This is a genomic window from Leisingera sp. ANG-M7, from assembly GCF_000813965.1.
In the GTDB taxonomy this organism is placed as follows: domain Bacteria; phylum Pseudomonadota; class Alphaproteobacteria; order Rhodobacterales; family Rhodobacteraceae; genus Leisingera.
On record NZ_JWLI01000032.1, the window covers coordinates 21640 to 40107 of the forward strand.

The window sequence follows — 18468 nt, forward strand, 5'->3', positions numbered from 1 at the left end:
CATGACCCAGAAACTCGTCATCATCGGGGCCGGTATGGCCTCTGGCCGGGTGATCGAGCACCTGCTCGATGCCGATCCCGGCGCCTATGACATCACCCTGTTCAACGCCGAACCGCGCGGCAATTACAACCGTATCATGCTGAGCCCGGTGCTGTCGGGCGAGAAGACCTATGAGGAGATCGTCACCCATTCGGACGACTGGTACGCAGAGCACGGCATCACCTGCCGGTTCGGAGAGCATGTGGTGAAGATCGACCGCGGGATGAAGGTGGTCGAGGGCGAAAACGGCCATGTGCCTTATGACAAGCTGGTGATTGCCACCGGCTCCGCCCCCTTTATCATCCCGGTGCCGGGGCACGACCTGCTGGGGGTGGTCTCTTACCGCGACCTGGACGACACCAACGCGATGATCGATGCTGCCGCCAAGGGCGGCAAGGCGGTGGTGATCGGCGGCGGCCTCCTCGGGCTGGAGGCTGCTGCCGGGCTCAAGGAGCGCGGCATGGACGTGACCGTGCTGCACCTGACGGGCCACCTGATGGAGCGCCAGCTCGATGAGGCGGCGGGGTATCTGTTGCGCAAGGATTTGGAGGCGCGCGGCATCACCGTGAAAACCCAGGCCTCAACCAAGGCGATCCTGGGCGAGGACCGGGCGCAAGCGGTACTGCTGGAAAGCGGCGAGACGCTGGGCGCGGATCTGGTGGTGATGGCGGTGGGCATCCGCCCGGAGACCCGGCTGGCCACTGACGCGCATCTGGATGTGGCGCGCGGTATCGAGGTGAACGCGCAGATGCAGACCTCCGACCCGGACATCTACGCGGTCGGCGAATGCGTGGAGTTCGATGGCCATCTGTTCGGCCTCGTGGCGCCGCTCTACGATCAGGCTAGGGTGCTGGCGGACAGCCTGCTGGATCAGCCCAACGCCTTTGCGGTCAAGGAGCTGGCGACCAAGCTCAAGGTCACCGGCTGCGATCTGTTCAGCGCCGGGGATTTTGCCGAGGGCGAGACCCGCGAGGATATCGTCTTCCGCGATCCTGCCCGCGGCATCTACAAGCGGCTGGTGATCGAGGACGGCCGGCTGGTTGGCGCGGTGATGTATGGCGACACTGCTGACGGCAGCTGGTTCTTCGGGCTGATCAAGGACGGCGCGGATATCGAGGAGATGCGCGGGACGCTGATCTTCGGCCCGGCCTTTCAGGGGGGCGCTTCCGCGGACCCTCTGTCAGCCGTTGCAGCCTTGCCGCCTGAGGCGGAGATCTGCGGCTGCAACGGCGTCTGCAAGGGACAGATCACCCGCGCCATCGAAGGCGGCGCAACAGACCTTGGCGCGATCCGCGCCACGACCAAAGCCAGCGCCTCCTGCGGCACCTGCACCGGGCTGGTGGATCAGCTGCTGGCGGTGACGCTGGGGCATGGCTATGCGGCGCCTCAGGCCCAACCCGTCTGCGGCTGCACCCATCACACCCACGAGGATGTCCGCCGCCTGATCAAGTCGCAGGAGCTGAAAAGCCAGGCCGCGGTCTGGCAGGAGCTGGGTTGGACCACCCCCAACGGCTGCCATGTCTGCCGCCCGGCGGTGAACTATTACCTTCTGGCAGACTGGCCGCTGGAATACCGCGACGATCCGCAAAGCCGTTTCGTGAATGAACGCAAGCACGCCAACATCCAGAAGGACGGCACCTTCTCGGTGGTGCCCCGGATGTGGGGCGGTATCACTACGCCGGATGAGCTGCGCGCGATTGCCGATGCTGCCGACAAATTCGCGGTTCCGACGGTCAAGGTGACCGGCGGCCAGCGTATCGACTTGCTGGGCGTCAGGGGCGAGGACCTGCCCGCGATCTGGTCCGACCTGAACCGCGCCGGACTGGTTTCCGGCCATGCCTATTCCAAGGGGTTGCGCACGGTGAAGACTTGTGTCGGCACCGACCATTGCCGGTTCGGCACCCAGGACTCCACCGGGCTGGGCATCAAGCTGGAAAAGCACCTGTGGGGCTCCTGGACGCCGCACAAGCTGAAGCTCGCGGTCTCCGGCTGCCCGCGCAACTGCGCTGAGGCCACCTGCAAGGACATCGGCGTGATTTGCGTCGACAGCGGCTATGAAATCCACGTCGGCGGCGCTGCCGGAATGGAAATCAAGGGCACCGAGCTGCTGTGTAGGGTGGCAACCGGGGAGGAGGCGATCGAGGTGATCTCGGCCATGACCCAGATCTACCGCGAAAACGCCCGGTATCTGGACCGGATCTACAAATGGCTGGACCGGGTGGGGCTCGACTGGGTCAAGGCGCAGATCGTGGACGACGCCGAGAACCGCAGGGCGCTGGCGGCCCGGTTTCAGCTGTCGCAGTCCGTCTACCGCAAGGACCCCTGGGCGGAGCACACGCAGGACAGCACCACGCGGGCGCAATATGCGCCGCTTGCCAATCTCACACTGGAGGCTGCGGAATGAACTGGATCGACATCGGCCATATCGACGATATCCCGCTGCATGGCGCGCGGGTGGTGAAAACCCCGGCGGGTTGCGTTGCGCTGTTCCGCACCGGCGCGGCAGAGGTCTTTGCCGCCGACGACCGCTGCCCGCACAAGGGCGGGCCGCTGTCGGAAGGGATCGTGCATGGCCAGAGCGTCACCTGCCCGCTGCACAACTGGGTGTTCGATCTGAACACCGGTGCGGCGCAGGGGGCGGATGAGGGCCGGATCGGCACCTATCCGCTGCGCGTGGAGGCCGGCCGCCTGCTGATCGACGGTGCCGCCGTGGGCAAGCGGAGCGCGGCGTGATGGCGGGAACGGCTTGCCAGGAGGTCCGGTCCACCTGCCCCTATTGCGGCACCGGCTGCGGCGTGCTGCTGCGTCCGGACGGCGCAGGCGGGCTGGCGGTGCGCGGTGACCCTGAGCACCCGGCCAACCGCGGCCGCCTCTGCTCCAAGGGGCTGGCGCTGGGGGAGACGCTGGGGCTGGAGGGCCGCCTGCTGGCGCCGCGGGTGAACGGGAAGGAAACCGATTGGGACAGCGCCCTGGATCTGGTGGCCGCCAGGTTCCGGCAGACGGTGGAACAGCACGGCCCGGACAGCGTCGGCTTTTACCTGTCGGGCCAGATGCTGACCGAGGATTATTACGTCGCCAACAAGCTGATGAAGGGCTTTCTCGGCTCCGCCAATATCGACACCAACTCGCGCCTGTGCATGGCGTCTACCGTGGCGGGGCACAAACGCGCCTTTGGCACCGACACGGTGCCCGGCACCTATGAGGATCTGGAGGCGGCGGATCTGATCGTGCTGGTAGGCTCCAACCTGGCCTGGTGCCACCCGGTGCTGCATCAGCGCATCCTGGCGGCGCGGAAGGCGCGCGGCACCAAACTGGTGGTGATCGACCCGCGCCGCACCGCCAGCTGCGATCAGGCGGACATGCATCTGAAACTGCGGGCAGGTAGCGATGTGGCACTGTTTAACCGGCTGCTGGCGGCGCTTCACGAAGGTGGTGCGCTGGATGCGGAATACCTGCAGCATGTGAACGGGCTGGGTGAGGCGTTGGACGCCGCCGCCGCGGAGGATGCTTCTGTGACCGGGCTGTCTGACCGCGAAATGACAGCCTTCTGCAATTTGTGGATGCGCACCGAAAAGGTGGTGACGGTCTTCAGCCAGGGGGTGAACCAGTCCACATCCGGCGCGGACAAGGTGAATGCGATCCTCAACTGCCATCTGGCCGCCGGCCGGATCGGTAAACCTGGCTGCGGGCCGTTTTCGGTGACCGGCCAGCCCAATGCCATGGGCGGGCGCGAGGTCGGCGGGCTGGCCAATATGCTAGCCTGCCACATGGATCTGGAAAACAGCCGCCACCGGGCCGCGGTGCAGGCGTTCTGGGGGGCGCCTGCAATGCCGGAGCGGGCAGGCCTGAAGGCGGTCGACCTGTTCCGCGCCGCGGGTGACGGGCGGCTCAAGGCGCTGTGGATCATCCACACCAACCCTGCTGTGACCATGCCAGAGGCCGATGCTGTATCGGCCGCCATCAAGGCCTGCGAGTTCACCGTGGTCAGCGACATCACTGCCGCAACCGATACCGCGCGGCTGGCGGATGTGCTGCTGCCCGCCGCCGCCTGGGCGGAAAAGGACGGCACCGTCACCAACTCGGACCGCACCATCAGCCGTCAGCGCGCCGCCCTGCCGGCGCCGGGAGAGGCCCGCCCGGACTGGGACATTCTGGCCGATGCGGCCCGGCGTATGGGCTGGGGCGCGGCGTTTGATTACCAGTCTCCTGCGCAGATTTTCCGCGAGCATGCGGCCTTGTCCGGGCTGGCGGGCAGTTTCGGGCTGGACTTCGATATCTCCGGTCTTAGCGGCCTGTCTGCGCCTGACTACGAAGAACTGGCCCCGGTGCGCTGGCCGGTCAGCCGGACCCGCCAGGGCGGGCGGTTCTTTGCGGACGGGCGGTTCTTTCACCCGGACGGCAAGGCGCGCATGCTGGCGGTCCGGCACCGGCCCCCAGCGGCCGTGCCAGACGGCCAGTATCCGTTCCGCCTGAACACCGGCCGCATCCGGGACCAGTGGCACACGATGACCCGCACCGGCAAAGCGCCGCGCCTGTCGGGCCACCTGGCGGAACCCTTTGCCGATATCCACCCGGAGGACGCCCGGCGGCTGGGCGTGCAGCCTGCGGACCTGCTGCGCCTCAGCAGCCCGCACGGGCAGGCCATCCTGCGGGCCCGGATCACTGCGGACGTGCAGCCCGGCGACCTGTTTGTGCCGATCCACTGGACCGGCGAAACCGCGCCTTCTGCGCGCATAGATACCCTTGCCGCAGCGGCGGTTGATCCGGTTTCGGGCCAGCCCGAAAGCAAGGCTGCCGTTGTTGCGGCGGAACGCTGGCAGCCCGCCTGGTACGGCTTTGCGGTTTCTTCGCAGCCGATGCGCCCCCGGGCGGAGTACTGGGCTGCGGCACGCACCGGCACCGGATACCGGGCGGAACTGGCCGGGCTGGCCCCGCTTGCGGACCTGGAGGCGGTTGCGCGGGATCTGTTCGCGCTGCCGGAGGCAGATGTGCAGGTGATGACGGACCGCGGCAAGGGTATTGCCCGGCTCGCCTTGTTTCAGGAGGGCAAGGTCATGGCTGCCCTGTTCACCGCGCCTGAGCCGGTGGCGGTCCGCCGGGATTACCTGGCAGGGCTGCCGGGCAGCTACGCGCCGGACGTCCTGACTGGCTTTGCCGCAGCGGGCCGGCCCGACCCCGGCCCGGTGGTCTGCGCGTGTTTCAGCGTCGGAGCCAATACGATTGTGCACGCCATCGAAAGCGGCGGGCTGGTGAGCGTTGAGGAGGTCGGCGCAGCGTTGCAGGCGGGCACAAATTGCGGCTCCTGCCGCCCTGACATTGCGGACCTGCTGGCACGGCACCCGTTCCGGCAGGCGGCGGAATAGGGCGAGTTCAGATGCGTTTTTCCCTGCATCCCTTTCGGTGACGGGGATCTGTGTCCGGGGCTGGCCGGTCAGCGGCTTTGACCGCAGCGTTCAAAAACCGGCGGGCAGCCCAAGGGCGCCCGCCGCAGTCTTCGGGACATCAGCTCATAGCAGCCAGGTTTTCACCAGCGCGCCGTCATACATCATGCCGCCGCCCGGATCGTTCTCCCAGCCGCCGATCTGCTCGCTGACGCCGTCGATGAAGTCGTTGAACATCGGGATGATGGCGCCGCCCTCGTCGCGCACCATGAGGCCCATTTCGCGGTAGAGCGCGGTACGCTTGGCGGTGTCGAGCTCTCCCTTGGCCTGCAGCAGAAGCGCGTCGAAATCCTCGCGTTTGAACCGGGTGTCGTTCCAGTCGGCGTCGGATTTGTAGGCGGTGGAGAACATCTGGTCCTGCACCGGGCGACCGCCCCAGTAGGAGGCGCAGAAGGGTTCCTTGTTCCAGACCTCGGACCAGTAGCCGTCGCTGGGCACACGTTCGATCTGCAGCGGGATGCCTGCCTTGGCCGCGCTCTGCTGGAACAGCGCCGCGGCATCCACCGCGCCGGGGAAGGCGTTGTCGGACACTTTCAGGACAACCGGACCGTCATGGCCGGACTTCTGATAGTAGTGGCGGGCCTGATCCGGGTCATAGTTGCGCTGCTCGATATCGCCGGAGAACAGCGGGTAGGCGGCGTTGATCGGCATGTCGTTGCCCACGCTGCCATAGCCGCGCAGCACCTTGTCGACCATCTCCTGCCGGTCCACCGCCAGTTTCAGCGCCATCCGCAGGTCGTTGCTGGCAAAGGGCGCGGTGTCGCAATGCATGAGGAAGCAGTAATGGCCGCGGCCCGAAATGCTCTCGATCCGCAGGCCGGGTGCGCGGCCCAGCAGGCCGGCGATCTTGGGCGATACCCGGTTGATGAAATGCACCTGGCCGCTTTGCAGCGCGGCGGTGCGGGCGGTGTCGTCGTTCAGCACCAGGATCTCGATCTCCTCAGCGTGGCCGCGGTCCGCATCCCAGTAGTTCGCGAATTTCTTGAAGGCATGGCGGGCGCCGGGTTCATTGACCTCAACCGTGTAGGGGCCTGTGCCGATGCCCGCAGCGGGCGCGTCCATGCCGCCGTCAGGCTGCACCACCAGGTGATAATCCGCCATCAGATAGGGCAGGTCTGCATTCGGTGTGTCCAGGGTGACACTGAAGTAACCGCCGTCCGCCTTCATCGACTCGATGCCGCGCATGATGCCCAGGGCGCCGGACTGGCTGTCCTCGCTGGAATGGCGCTGCATGGTTTTCAGCACGTCTTCCGGTGTCAGCGTCTTGCCGTTGTGGAACTCCACCCCTTGGCGGATCTTGAAGGTCCAGGTCTTGGCGTCGGCGCTGGCCTCAACCGTTTCCGCCAGGCGCGGCACGATTTCGCCCTGCGGGCTGACTTCGACCAGCAGATCGCCATAGGCGGTCAGCACGTTGTTGGCGACCGAACTGGCTGCCAGTGCCGGGTCCAGGCTGTCGGTGCTGGCCCCGCCCTGCAGGCCGGACCGGATCAGCCCGCCCTTTTTCGGGCCTTCCGCCCTGGCGGCGGAGGCCAGCAGGCTGTTGGCGCTGGCGGCGGCAACCCCGAGCGCGCCGAGGCGGCCGATGAATTCGCGGCGGGTCATGAAGCCTTTGACCGCCCGCTCCACGTAGTGGCTGATGATGTCGGACATGTTGTTTCCCTGCTGGCTGCACCACGGCCCGGACAGGGCAATACAGCCTGTTTCTGTTCACCCCCTGTCAAGGCAGGCCAGGATGTGGTGGCAGAAAATGGTTTTGCCCGCTACGTCCATTTTGATTAAATGATGCAAACCATTTTGGAGATGCCGGTGCCGGAGCAGACCAAGCATTTTGCCCCGCTGCCATTTTTGCAGCTGGACCGCACATCGGCCACGCCGCTGTATCTGCAGCTGGTCCAGCAGCTGCGGCGGATGATCCGGGACGGCGGCATCAAACCCGGACAGAAGCTGCCGTCGACCCGCTGGCTGAAAGAGCATCACGGGATTGCCCGCAGCACCCTGGTTGCCGCATTCGAGCAATTGGCCAGTGAAGGCTACCTGCAAAGCCGCACCGGGTCCGGCACTTTCGTGAACCCGGAATTTCCCGGCTTGCATCCCGGCACTGGCATCGCCGCGGAAGCGCCGCAGCCGCCCAGGCTGTCGCAGCGCGGCAGGGCGGCTGCGGAGGGGCTGGATCCGACCTATTTCGATCCGGTCCGGGTGCGCCCGTTCCTTGCTAACGTTCCGGCCATCGACCTGTTCCCGCACAAGATCTGGGGCCGCATCGAAAACCGCATCCGCAACCGGCTGGACAGCACCATGATGGCCTATGGCCAGCCCGGCGGTTATGCGCCGCTGCGCGCGGCGATCTGCGACCATGTGCTGAACCGGCGCGGCTTGAAATGCAGCCCCGGTCAGGTGATTGTAACCAATGGCTCGCAGCAGTCCTTGAACCTGATTGCCGCGCTGCTGCTCGACCCCGGCGGCAGGGTGCTGATGGAGGACCCCTCCAGCCCGGTGGTGCGGCTGAGCTTTCAGGCCCAGGGGGGAACCGTCGTGCCGGTCCGGGTCAACGAAACCGGCGCCGCGGTTCCGCAGGACGGCCCGCAGACCGATGGCGCGCGGCTGGCCTATCTGACCCCCTCCTGCCAGTACCCGCTGGGTGCGGTGATGCCGATTGCGCAGCGGCTGGAGTGGATGGACTGGGCCCGGCGCAGGGATGCCTGGCTGATTGAGGATGACCTGGACAACGAGTTCATGTTCGGCGGGCGGCCCGATCCGGCGATCTATTGCGACGACCATCAGGGCCGCACGATCTATGTCTCGAGCTTTAATAACGCGCTGTTCCCGTCGCTGCGGCTGGGGTTCATCATTGCGCCCCCGGCGCTGGCCCGGCCGCTGATGGCGCTGAGCGCGATCACCGACCGCGGCCCCAATACCTGGCTGCAGGCAGTGCTGGCGGAGTTCATCAGCGAGGGCCACCTGAGCACCCACATGCGCCGCATGCACAGCGCCTATGTGCGCCGCCGCAGGGCGATGATCAGCAGCTTTGACCGTATCGCCAGCCCGCATGTGTCGCTGCGCCAGAATACCAGCGGCCTGCGGGTGATTGCCGATCTGCCGCCGGGCACCCGCGACCTGGATGTGCTGAGCAGTTTGGATTCGCGCGGACTGTCTGCCTACGCGCTGTCCTATTACTGTATGCAGCGGCGGGACTTGAACGGGTTGCTGCTCGGGTTCGGCTGCACCCATGAAGACCGCATTCCTGCAGCCGTCGAAGAGCTTTGCGCCTGCCTGTGCGCTCTGGCATAGGCGCTGCCGCCACCGTTTTTCCAGTATCTGACCCATGCCTGCCGCAGATCAGAGGTTGTTTGCTGTTTTGCCCTGGCCGAATTCACCGCTGCGGCTTTCGCCCGCTTTCCTGAGAGCCAAAGTGATGAGCCGGAAGAACTGCCGCGGACGATGAGATCCTGGCTGGCTTTAATACTCAAGGCTTGCCGAGCACGGGAGTGCGCCCCGCGTGCAGTCAGTTAGCGCGTAAGGTAGTTTATGTTAATTTCTGTAACCGGCATCCGTCTGTGCGGTCTCATCTGCCGGCGCCCAGCAGTACCGGGATTTGGCGCCAGCTGCGGCCAGCACCGGTCTGCGGAGGAAGCTGGCCTGATCCGGACGCAGACATAAGCCCACTGAGCGATCCGCTTGTCTGCTGCATATTGTTGCGATTGCGTTAACCAAGCCGCGGCTTTTAACTTCGCCGGCGGGCCGATTCCGGGGGCAAAACAGCCCGATTCCGGCCGGAAACCGCATCTGTCCAAGCGTACTGCCGTCAAATGGCGGTTCAAGCCCATTGTTCAGCCAGACCACGTCCAGGCGGCCGCTTTCCTGCATAAAGCATTGAGAAAAAGCGCGAAAATCCAGCGATCTCAGCAGCGATCATGTTTCCCGGCCCGGTTGAAAAGCCTGGAAAAACCCGCTTCGCCAATATTCCCTCTTTGCGCCTTATTGTTGCCGGTTTCTCAACAGATCAGCTTAACAAAGAATTAACGCAAGAAGCGGGCAGCAGCAGACGCAGCGGCCAGACAACATTGAGACGGGAGCAACAAAATGGCACTCAATTCGCTTGTTGAGACTTCAGTTGACGCGGATCAACAGGACGATCTGCAGCCGGGCACGACTCTGCTCCATGGCCAGTACACCATCACACGCTTTCTGAACAACGGCGGCTTTGGCATCACCTATCTTGCCAAGGACAGCCTCGACCGGACGGTGGTGATCAAGGAATGCTTTGCCGATGCCTTCTGCCGCCGGACCAACGCGCTGGTCAGCGCCCGGTCCCGGGCGCATCAGAGCGAGCTGAAGTCGATCATCCGCCACTTCATCCGTGAAGCTCAGAGCCTGTCCAAGCTGAAGCACCCCAACATCGTCGGCGTGCATCAGGTGTTCGAGGACAACGACACCGCCTATATGGCGATCGACTATGTCGACGGCCGCGACCTGCAGGACATCCTGGATGATCAGAAAACCGTTCTGACCCCGGAGCAGATCACTGGCATGACCCGCAAGCTGCTGGGCGCCATCGGGTATGTGCATGACGCCAACCTGCTGCACCGCGACATTTCCCCCGACAACATCCTGCTGACCGCAGAGGGCGAGCCGGTGCTGATCGATTTCGGCGCCGCCCGCGAAGACACCAGCGAGGACGGCCGCAAGCATTCCGCGCTGCGGGTGGTCAAGGACGGCTACTCACCGCAGGAATTCTACATTGCCGGCAGCGAACAGGGCCCCTGGAGCGATCTCTATGCGCTGGCAGCCTCCCTCTATCATGTGATCCGGGGCGAGGCGCCGGTCAATGGCCAGGCCCGCCTGGTCGCCATCGCCGAACAGCGCCCCGACCCTTATCAGCCCCTGGCCGGTGCCGTGGATGGTTATCCCGAAGGCTTCCTGGAGGCCATCGACAAGGCGATGAACACCAAGCCCTCCATGCGCCTGCAATCGGCTGAGGAATGGCTGGCAATGCTGGACGGCAAGAAACCCGCGGCAGCTGCGCCGCAGCCGGCCAACAGCACCGCAGCCCCGGCCCATGAGGAAAAGAAGCGCAGCCGCCTGCCGGCGGTCTCCGTTCTGGCGGTTCTGGCCGGTCTGGGCGCTGCTGGCTACATCTACTATGGCAACACCCAGGCGGATGCAGCGGCGGAGCAGCCAGCAGCAGCGGTTGTAACCGCGGCAGTTGCGGATCCGGCCCCGGCAGCTGCTGACCCGGTCCCGTTTGCGGACACGGAAGCTGCCAGTGCCACAGCCGTGGCAGACAGCGTTGCCGCTGCAGAAACAGAAGCTGCAGCACCCGCTGAACCTGCACCGCAGGCGGCAGAGCCGGTCCCCGCTGAAGTTTCTGAAGAAGCCAGCGACGTTGCGGCAGTTGCCGAGCCTGCGCAGCCGGAACCGGCGGCGGCACTCGCGCCCTTTGCGGGCCATGAGGTCAGCTATGCGCTGTGGGATGTCTCGATCCCCTTCGAGTACGAAGAACGGACCGTCCGCAAGGCGCAGGTGGTGTCCATTACCGGAACCGGGGAAAACACCGACCTCAGCAAGGCCGGCAGCTGGATTGCACCGGGTGTGGAAATCCTGACCGTCAACAATCAGCCGCTGACGGCAGACTCGCCGTTCGCGTCGCAGCTGCTGACTGCGATGCAGATCGACCCGGACGGCTACACCCGCGCCTCCATCCGCTACAAGGATGCCGAAAGCAAGCGGTTCGAAATGGGTCTGCTGGCGGTTCCGGTGGTGCGCCGGACCGGTCTGAACAGCGGCCTGCAGTTCGAAGCCCGGATGCAGGATGGCGCTTGGGTTACCTCTGTCAGCCAGCAGGCTGCCCAGGGAGCCGCGGATCTGCAGCCCGGCGACGTGCTGCTGCGTGAAACCGCAACCGGCACCACTCTGACCGGCGCGGAGTCGCTGGCTGAGATCATGCAAGCGCTGCAGGACAAGGACGCAGCCACTGCAACCTTCGACATTCTGCGCGACGGGGCTGCGGCCTCAGCCAGCCTGGAACTGGCGGGAAACAGCTAACCCCCGCCAGCCTTTCACCCAATCACAAGCATCAGGCGGTCAGCCCCACCGGCGGCCGTTCCCGGGAGAGCTTTGCCTCTCTGACCCACGAAGGACAGATTTAATGCGCAATACTGCTAAATTTATGGGTGCATCCCTGATCGCCATCGCGGCTGCCGGTCAGTCTGCCCAGGCCCAGGAAGCCTGCCAGGTTTATGAGGTCCAGTCCGGCGACAACCTGCGGGAAATCACCGAGAAGGCCTACGGCCACTCCAAATTCCGGGTGATCTACAACGCCAACCGCGCTGTCATCGGCCGTAACCCGAACATCATTGAAATCGGCATGCAGCTGGTCCTGCCCTGCGCTGACGGCAGCCTGCCGGCTGAGGCGGCCGCAGCTCAGGAAGCTGAAGCCCCGGCGGCGGACGTTCAGGAGGCATCCGCCGCAGAAACCGCTGCCGCAGAGGCGCCGGCAACTGAAACCGCAGCGGCAGACGCCGTGCCCGCAGAGACCCCGGCTGCACCTGCAACCCCGGAGCCGATGGTTCTGATCACCGGCAATGATTTCCCGCCCTTCACCGGCGAGGACCTGCCCGGCCGCGGCATGTTCACCCAGCTGATCGAAACCGCCGCCCTGCGCGCCGCACCGCAGACCGAGATCTCGGTCACCTTTGTCAACGACTGGGAATCGCATCTGGAAACCCTGCTGCCTGCAATGGCGTTCGAAGGCTCTTTCCCCTGGCTGAAACCCAATTGCGGCGACTATGGCCTGTTGTCCGCCGGCGACAAGTTCCGCTGCGACAACTACCGGTTCTCCGATCCCTTCTATGAAGTTGTCGACGGCTTCTTTGCCGCCACCGGCAGCCCCTATGCCGCCGCCTTTGACTATGGCGAGTTGATGGGCACCCGGATCTGCCGCCCCGAAGGCTATTCCATGGCCCATCTGGATACCGCGGGCCTCACGGAGCAAACCGTGAATTTCTACCGCCCGGTCCAGATCGCGGAGTGCTTTACCGCTCTGGCCGCCGGCGCTGTCGATGTGGTCGCCCTGGATACCCTGGTTGCCAGCGACACGCTCGCCACCATGGGCCTGGCCGGCCAGATCAAGGAAAACCCGAACCTCGGCGAGGTGAAATCCCTGCACGCCATCGTTCACAAGGATCACCCCCGGGCCCAGGAGACCCTGGATCTGCTCAACAGCGGGCTGAAAGAAATGTCCGTCTCCGGCGAATGGTACGCCATCGTCTCCAAAGCTCTGCAACGCGAAATCAGAACCCTCACCAACTGACCTCCCCCCAACACAAACCATGACCCACTGCCTGCAGCCCCCTGCGCAACGGCGGTGCCCCATTGAAAAGGAACTAACTCTCATGTCGATGATCAAATCCCTGGTTCAATACAGCGCAACCACCGTTTCCGCCGCCCTGTTCATCTCCACCTCGGCAGCCGCGCAGGAGGCCTGTGCCCCTTACACCGTGCAGGATGGCGACAGCCTCGGCTCCATCGCCCAGGCAGCATATGGCTCCTTTGACTATCAGATGATCTTCAACGCCAACCGCAACGCGATTGCCAACCCCAACAGCCTGGAGGCCGGCACCGTTCTGCAGATCCCCTGTGAAGACGGCCGCCTGACCGCCGACAGCGACGTCACCGAGATCATCGCGCAGGAAGAGGAAAAACAGGCCAAACGGGCCAAGTCCAGCATCTACGAGCCGCCGATCAAGATGGTGTCCGGCAATGGCTGGGAACCCTTCACCGGCGAAAGCCTCAAGGGCGGCGGCATGCTGGTGCGCCTGGCCACCACCGCGCTGAACCGCGGCGGCAACGACCGTGAATACAACCTCAGCTTCGTGGACGACTGGAAGGCCCATTTCGACACGCTGCTGCCGCTTGGCGCCTTCGACGTGTCGATCGCCTGGTACAAGCCGGCAGATTGCTCCAACCTCGAAAACACCGACGCGGACACCAAGTACCGCTGCACCCAGCTGAACTTCTCGCTGCCGATCTATGAATCGGTATCCGCCCACTGGACCATGGCCGACAACCCCTATGCCAACATCAAGGATTATGCGGATTACGCCGGCGCCAAGATTTGCCGCCCGGAAGGCTGGTCCCTGGCTGAGCTTTCCGGCGAAGGCCTGGTGGAGCCGGTGATCTCCCTGGTGCATCCGTCCTCTGCGGTTGAATGCATCCGCAAGCTGGTGAGCGGCGAGGCCGACATGGCGCTGCTGGACCTCGAAGCAGGCGATGCCGCAGTCCGCGAAGTGGCGGAAGCCGAAGGCAAGGTGCAGCTGAACTCCAACCTGTCGCAGCTGCAGGCGATCCACTTCGTGACGCATAAGACCAACCCGCGCGGCCGTGTCTATCTGACCCTCCTGAACAAGGGCCTTAACGAGATGCGCGAAAGCGGCGAATGGTACGCGATCATCGCCGACAGCCTGGCCGAATTCAACAAGATCGGCAGCTGATCCGGGCAACAGCCATGCCCCCGGTGCGGGGGCATGGCAGGCCGCAAGGGCCGCGAACGGGCGGCTCTCCGCACATAGGGTAAACCGGGCGCCTGCCGTGACTGCACGGACGCCTGTAAAACAAAAAAGGCAGACGACATGGGATTTTTCGGAAAACTTATCGGACGGCAGGACCCGCTTTCTGAGCCCGCCCCGATGGAGCGGATGCAGGTCGCGGATGAGACGATGCAGCAGGAAGTGCTGAAGGCCGTCGCCCAGCACACCCGCTCCGTGGAACTGGATCTGGACCCGCAGGCAAGCCAGGCTGCAGACAGCCAGCCGGAAGCAGCCGCGCCCGCCGCCGCGGATCCGGCAGCCGGCATCTGGGACCTGGACCCTGCCGCCGCCGCCCCGGCTGCCCCGCCCGCTGGCGCGGCGCAGATGCCCCAGCCCGGTGGCGAGCTGCCCGACCTGACCGCGCATGTCAGCGCCGCCCCGGCCCGCAAGCGCCGCGCCAAGACCCGCCTCCTGGGCTTTGACACCTCCGACGGCGATGTCGTCAACCTGTTCGACAGCACCGGCGCCGCCGCTCCGGCCCGCGACACCAAGTTCCCGGTGGGCTGGATCGTGGTCGCCGACGGCCCGGGCTATGGCGAGAGCTTCACGCTCAAGGCCGGCATGTCGGCCATCGGCCGCGGCGAGGATCAGGCGGTTGCGCTGGATTTCGGCGACACCGCGATCTCCCGCAGCAACCATGCTGCCATCGTCTTTGATCCCGAAAGCTCGCAATTCTATCTGGGCCACGGCGGCAAGAGCAACATCGTGCGCCTGAACGGCCAGCCGGTGATCAGCAACGAGGTTCTGAAAAGCGGCGACCTGATCCGCCTGGGCGAAACAACGCTGCGTTTCATGGCGCTCTGCGGCAAAGACTTCAACTGGACCAGCGCTGGCGGGCAGGAGGCGGAACATGTGGAAATCGCCTGAACCGCGCTTTGACGTTGCCGCCGCCATCTGCCAAGGAGCGCGCGACTACCAGGAAGACGCCATCATCACCGACTTCCCGGCCGGCACCGACATCGGCATGGCCATCCTGGCGGACGGCATGGGCGGCCACGCGGCCGGCGATGTCGCCTCCAAGATGGTGGTGACCGAGGCCTTCAGCAAGCTGAAGTTCGAAAGCGTCAACTTCGCCGAATACGAAAAGCAGATCCCCTATCACTTGACCCACGCCGCGGCAGAGGCCAACACCTGCGTGCAGGAATATGTCCAGGACAATCCCAGCGTCCGCGGCATGGGTGCGACCCTGGTATCGGTGGTGATGATCGAGGACCGCCTGTACTGGCTGTCGATCGGCGACTCGCCGCTCTATCTGATGCGCGGCGGCAAGCTGCAGCAGCTGAACGAGGACCACTCGATGGCGCCGCAGATCGACATGATGGTCAAGGCGGGCCTGCTGGACGCCGAGGCCGGCCGCGACCATCCCGACCGCAACTGCCTGACCTCTGTGATCCTGGGCGACCGGGTGACGCGCACCGACTGCCCCAAGGCCCCGTTCCGGCTGGAGGTCGGCGACCTGGTGGTTGTCTCCAGCGACGGGCTGCAGTTCCTCGAGGACGCGCGAATCGAGAAGATCCTGCACAAGTACCGCCGCCGCAAGAGCGCGGAAATCGTCGAACGGCTGCTGGCGGCGCTGGATGACTTGGCGGACCCGGATCAGGACAACATTTCCTTTGCGGTGATCAAGCTCAACCACAACAAGCCGGTGACCCGCAAGATGCGCCGCAAGCCGGTTGACCTGGTGGGCGACCAATCGGCCAGCGCAACCCGCGTGGTGGCCATGAACAGCAACTCCTATGACGGACCGTCCCTGCCGGAGCAGGATGCCAAAGTGGTCCGGCTGGCCGGGAAAGGGCGCTAGGAATGACCCAAGCGGAAACCGCCGCCGCTGCCGCATCGCTGCGGCACGCACTGGCACAGGGCCGGATCCCCGCCCGCCTGCAGGCCGGCACCGGAACGCTGCTGGAGCAGTTGGAGAAACCGGTGGCCGTCACCCTGTTCGGCCTGGCCGGTTCGGGCAAGTCCAGCGTCGCCAACCTGCTGCTGGGCAGCCAGGTGATCCCGGCGGGCGTCTCCCTGCCCACCCTGCAGGTCAGCGGCGGCGGAACAGCGGCTTGCAGCGGCGTGCTGGCGGATGGCAGCGGCTTCAGCCTGCCCGGTTTCGACACCGGCGCGCTGGCGGCCCGGGGTGCGGTCTTTGCCGAAGCGCAGCTGCCCCTGCCCGCCCTGAACCAGATCAGCCTCCTGGAGATTTCTGCTCCGGATGCCGCTGCGCTGGAACGCGCAGTGCCCTGGGCTGCCCAGCGGACCGGCATTGCCCTGTGGTGCACCCAGGACTTCACCGCCGCTGAGCAGGCCGCCTGGGCGCGCGCGCCGGAACAGATGAAGGACGGCGCTTTCCTTCTGGTGACCAAGGCGGATGAGCTGGCGGCCCAGGACCGGCTGACCCCCGCGCTGGCGGGCATTCAGGACGCGGCCTCCGAACAGTTCAACGGCATCCTGCCGCTGGCCGCGCTGGAGGCGCAGGCCGCACGGGCGCCCGATGGCACGGTGGACCGCGACCGGCTGCGCCGTTCCGGCGGGCAGGCGCTGATCTCGGCCATCATGCATGAGGTGAAGCTGCGGCGTCAGGCAGCGCTGGATCAGGCTGGTGTGCTGCTTGCGAAATACGCTCCCGCAGCCGCCGCTCCGGCAGAGGACACCGCGGCACCGCCCCCTCCGGTGGCCCCCCTGGCAGAGCCGGACGCTCCGCTTGCGCCGGAAACTCCTGTACAGGACCGCTCTGCCCCCGTGGCACAGGCGCCTGTTGCGGCCGCAGAATCCGCAGCACCGCAGGACGCGGCGCTCAGCCCGGAGGCCCGGCAGGCCTATGATCAGGCGCTGGACTACCTGTCCGCGCAGGGGCGCAGCATGGGCCAGGCGCTGCAGGACGGCACCGGCACCGGCAGCAGCAGCCAGCTGATCCGCACCGCTCTGAAGTCGGTGCAGTGGCTGGACAGTCATTTCGAGGAGTTTGGCGGCAACGGCGGCAACGCGCTGGCAGAGATCCGCGGCGCGGTGTCGGAAGCGGAAGACCTCATTCAGCTGATCCAGGTGGAACAGGACGGCACGTCGCTGTTTGACGCCACCAGCATTCTGCTTCAGCTGAAACGCGACATGCAGGCGCAGCTCGCCGCCTGAAGGCGGCCAAGCTGCGGAAGAACAGCACGGGTTTTCACCCTACAGGGTGAAAACCCGCTGCCAGATGCCGTGCAGCCCGGCCAGATCTGCCTCGCCATGGGCGAACAGGGCGCATTCGCCATCCGCCCAGACAACCGACACACAGCTGCCGCCGTCCAGAACCGGACCCAGCGAAATCAGCCGCGGCGTTTCTGTCAGCGCCGCATGTTTGGCATAAGATGCCTGAAACCGGTCCCACTGCGCATCGGCAATCTTCTGCAGCGCAGTCAGCACAGCTGCATCCTCGCCGCCGCCCAGCCAGGCGCCGCCGGCGTGCAGCAGGCAGGCCGAATACATACCGGCGGCGGCCTCGATGAAAAATTCCATCGGCCGTTCCTGCTCGCCCGGGTCGAGCTCCATCACCTCTTCCAGCATCGCCGCCGGCAGTCCCAGCCCGGCAGGGCTGCCGCCGGGCGCGGCAAAGGCGGTCTCAACCGTCAGCGGTTCCTCGGCCTGCGCCAGCCGCACCATGGCCGCGGCAACCGCTTCCAGCACATCCGGCTGGTCATGGGACAGGCCGTCGCCGGCCAGATGCTGCACCTCTTCCAGATCGCTGCTGGCTGAAACCAGCGCCATCAGCCGCCGTTCTGACACCACAAAGGACAGCGCGCTCTCCCGGGAGCGGAAGGTCAGCTGCCGCTGCAGCACCGTGGTGCCGATTTCCTGCAGCAGGGCGGGCAGCGGCGGCGGGAACAGCCCATTGGACAGAACCCGTTTGCCATCCCGGAACACGGTCTGCCGGGCACCGAGGGCCGCCAGGTTGCCGGCAATTGCGTCGTCGTGAGTCACTTTGAAATTCCCGTTCGAAGGTCGTGGTGCGCCGGTCCGTCAGCCATCCGCGGTGATCCGGTCCAGGCAGTCCCGGGCGGCGGCCTGAAACGCGCCCAGATCCAGATCCGGCGCCGCAAGGCACAACAGGGCATCAGTTGGTTGAAGGGGCGATTTGAAGGCCAGCATCACCCTGCCCGGCTCCCGCGCCAGCGCAAAGGCAGGCGCGCCGGACCCGAGAGGCGGCGCGCTGTTTTCACCCAGCAGGCAGCCGGCCTGGGCACAGAGGGCATCCAGCGCATGACGGTCCAGCGGTGAATGGCTGTTGGCCACCAGCACCATGCCCGCGGCCAGATCCGCATAGGCCACCGTCCCGCAGGCGGGAAACTGAGCGTGCAAACTGTCCAGTTCTTCCGATACCGTCATAATGCGCCCTTGCCTGATGGGCCGGTTCCGCCCGGCCCGCAGGTCAATTC

At 65.6% G+C, this 18468-nt stretch carries 14 protein-coding genes; 11 read left to right on the forward strand and 3 right to left on the reverse strand.

Translation table 11 applies throughout. The features are described from left to right. Nucleotide 1 precedes the first annotated feature (1 nt). The 3 genes from nirB to RA26_RS21405 are packed head-to-tail and all read left to right on the forward strand — an operon-like array spanning nt 2 to nt 5402. Nucleotides 2-2443 carry a nitrite reductase large subunit NirB gene (gene nirB, locus RA26_RS21395; RefSeq protein ID WP_039187414.1) on the forward strand — a complete coding sequence of 814 codons (2442 nt, stop codon included), beginning with the start codon at nt 2-4 and terminating at the stop codon, nt 2441-2443. After that, nucleotides 2440-2772: a nitrite reductase small subunit NirD gene (gene nirD / locus RA26_RS21400; RefSeq protein ID WP_039172797.1), complete on the forward strand. Its 333-nt coding sequence runs from the start codon at nt 2440-2442 to the stop codon at nt 2770-2772. The genes nirB and nirD overlap by 4 nt, the downstream gene beginning before the upstream one ends. Continuing rightward, entirely contained in the window at nt 2772-5402 is a 2631-nt protein-coding gene (locus RA26_RS21405; RefSeq protein ID WP_039187415.1) for a nitrate reductase, read from the forward strand. The genes nirD and RA26_RS21405 overlap by 1 nt, the downstream gene beginning before the upstream one ends. Before the next feature lie 144 nt (nt 5403-5546). On the opposite strand, the gene RA26_RS21410 is transcribed toward RA26_RS21405, so the two are convergent. After that, a complete protein-coding gene (locus tag RA26_RS21410; protein WP_039187417.1) occupies nt 5547-7130 on the reverse strand; it encodes an ABC transporter substrate-binding protein in 1584 nt (527 codons plus the stop codon). Between the two features lie 129 nt (nt 7131-7259). Here RA26_RS21410 and pdxR point away from each other — a divergent pair, with 129 nt between their 5' ends. The 8 genes from pdxR (at nt 7260) to RA26_RS21445 (ending at nt 17185) form a co-directional block, all read left to right on the forward strand. Further along, nucleotides 7260-8768 carry a MocR-like pyridoxine biosynthesis transcription factor PdxR gene (gene pdxR / locus RA26_RS21415; protein ID WP_052272529.1) on the forward strand — a complete coding sequence of 503 codons (1509 nt, stop codon included), beginning with the start codon at nt 7260-7262 and terminating at the stop codon, nt 8766-8768. Nucleotides 8769-9391: 623 nt separating this feature from the next. After that, complete coding sequence (locus tag RA26_RS22835; RefSeq protein ID WP_152612684.1) at nt 9392-9583, forward strand: hypothetical protein; 192 nt, start codon at nt 9392-9394, stop codon at nt 9581-9583. Next, complete coding sequence (locus RA26_RS22240) at nt 9561-11522, forward strand: serine/threonine-protein kinase (RefSeq protein WP_052272530.1); 1962 nt, start codon at nt 9561-9563, stop codon at nt 11520-11522. Before RA26_RS22835 ends, RA26_RS22240 begins: the two co-directional genes overlap by 23 nt. Before the next feature lie 124 nt (nt 11523-11646). Next, nucleotides 11647-12789: a transporter substrate-binding domain-containing protein gene (locus tag RA26_RS21425; protein WP_193747650.1), complete on the forward strand. Its 1143-nt coding sequence runs from the start codon at nt 11647-11649 to the stop codon at nt 12787-12789. An 82-nt stretch (nt 12790-12871) separates the two neighbouring features. Then, nucleotides 12872-13969, forward strand: coding sequence for a LysM peptidoglycan-binding domain-containing protein (locus RA26_RS21430; RefSeq protein WP_152612685.1), 1098 nt, complete (start codon nt 12872-12874; stop codon nt 13967-13969). 138 nt (nt 13970-14107) lie between these two features. Beyond that, nucleotides 14108-14932, forward strand: a complete 825-nt coding sequence (locus RA26_RS22245; protein ID WP_052272531.1) for an FHA domain-containing protein — start codon at nt 14108-14110, stop codon at nt 14930-14932. Next, on the forward strand, nt 14916-15866 hold the full coding sequence (locus tag RA26_RS21440) for a PP2C family protein-serine/threonine phosphatase (RefSeq protein WP_082015907.1): 951 nt from the start codon (nt 14916-14918) through the stop codon (nt 15864-15866). The genes RA26_RS22245 and RA26_RS21440 overlap by 17 nt, the downstream gene beginning before the upstream one ends. Nucleotides 15867-15868: 2 nt before the next feature. Beyond that, the gene (locus RA26_RS21445; RefSeq protein ID WP_052272532.1) at nt 15869-17185 is read left to right on the forward strand and encodes a hypothetical protein; all 1317 of its coding nucleotides are present in this window, start codon (nt 15869-15871) and stop codon (nt 17183-17185) included. A gap of 39 nt (nt 17186-17224) precedes the next feature. Here RA26_RS21445 and RA26_RS21450 read toward each other — a convergent pair whose 3' ends face one another. Both RA26_RS21450 and RA26_RS21455 read right to left on the reverse strand, forming a co-directional pair. Further along, nucleotides 17225-18013 carry a hypothetical protein gene (locus RA26_RS21450; RefSeq protein ID WP_039187421.1) on the reverse strand — a complete coding sequence of 263 codons (789 nt, stop codon included), beginning with the start codon at nt 18011-18013 and terminating at the stop codon, nt 17225-17227. Between the two features lie 39 nt (nt 18014-18052). Further along, the gene (locus RA26_RS21455; protein WP_039187423.1) at nt 18053-18418 is read right to left on the reverse strand and encodes a hypothetical protein; all 366 of its coding nucleotides are present in this window, start codon (nt 18416-18418) and stop codon (nt 18053-18055) included. Nucleotides 18419-18468: the final 50 nt, after the last annotated feature.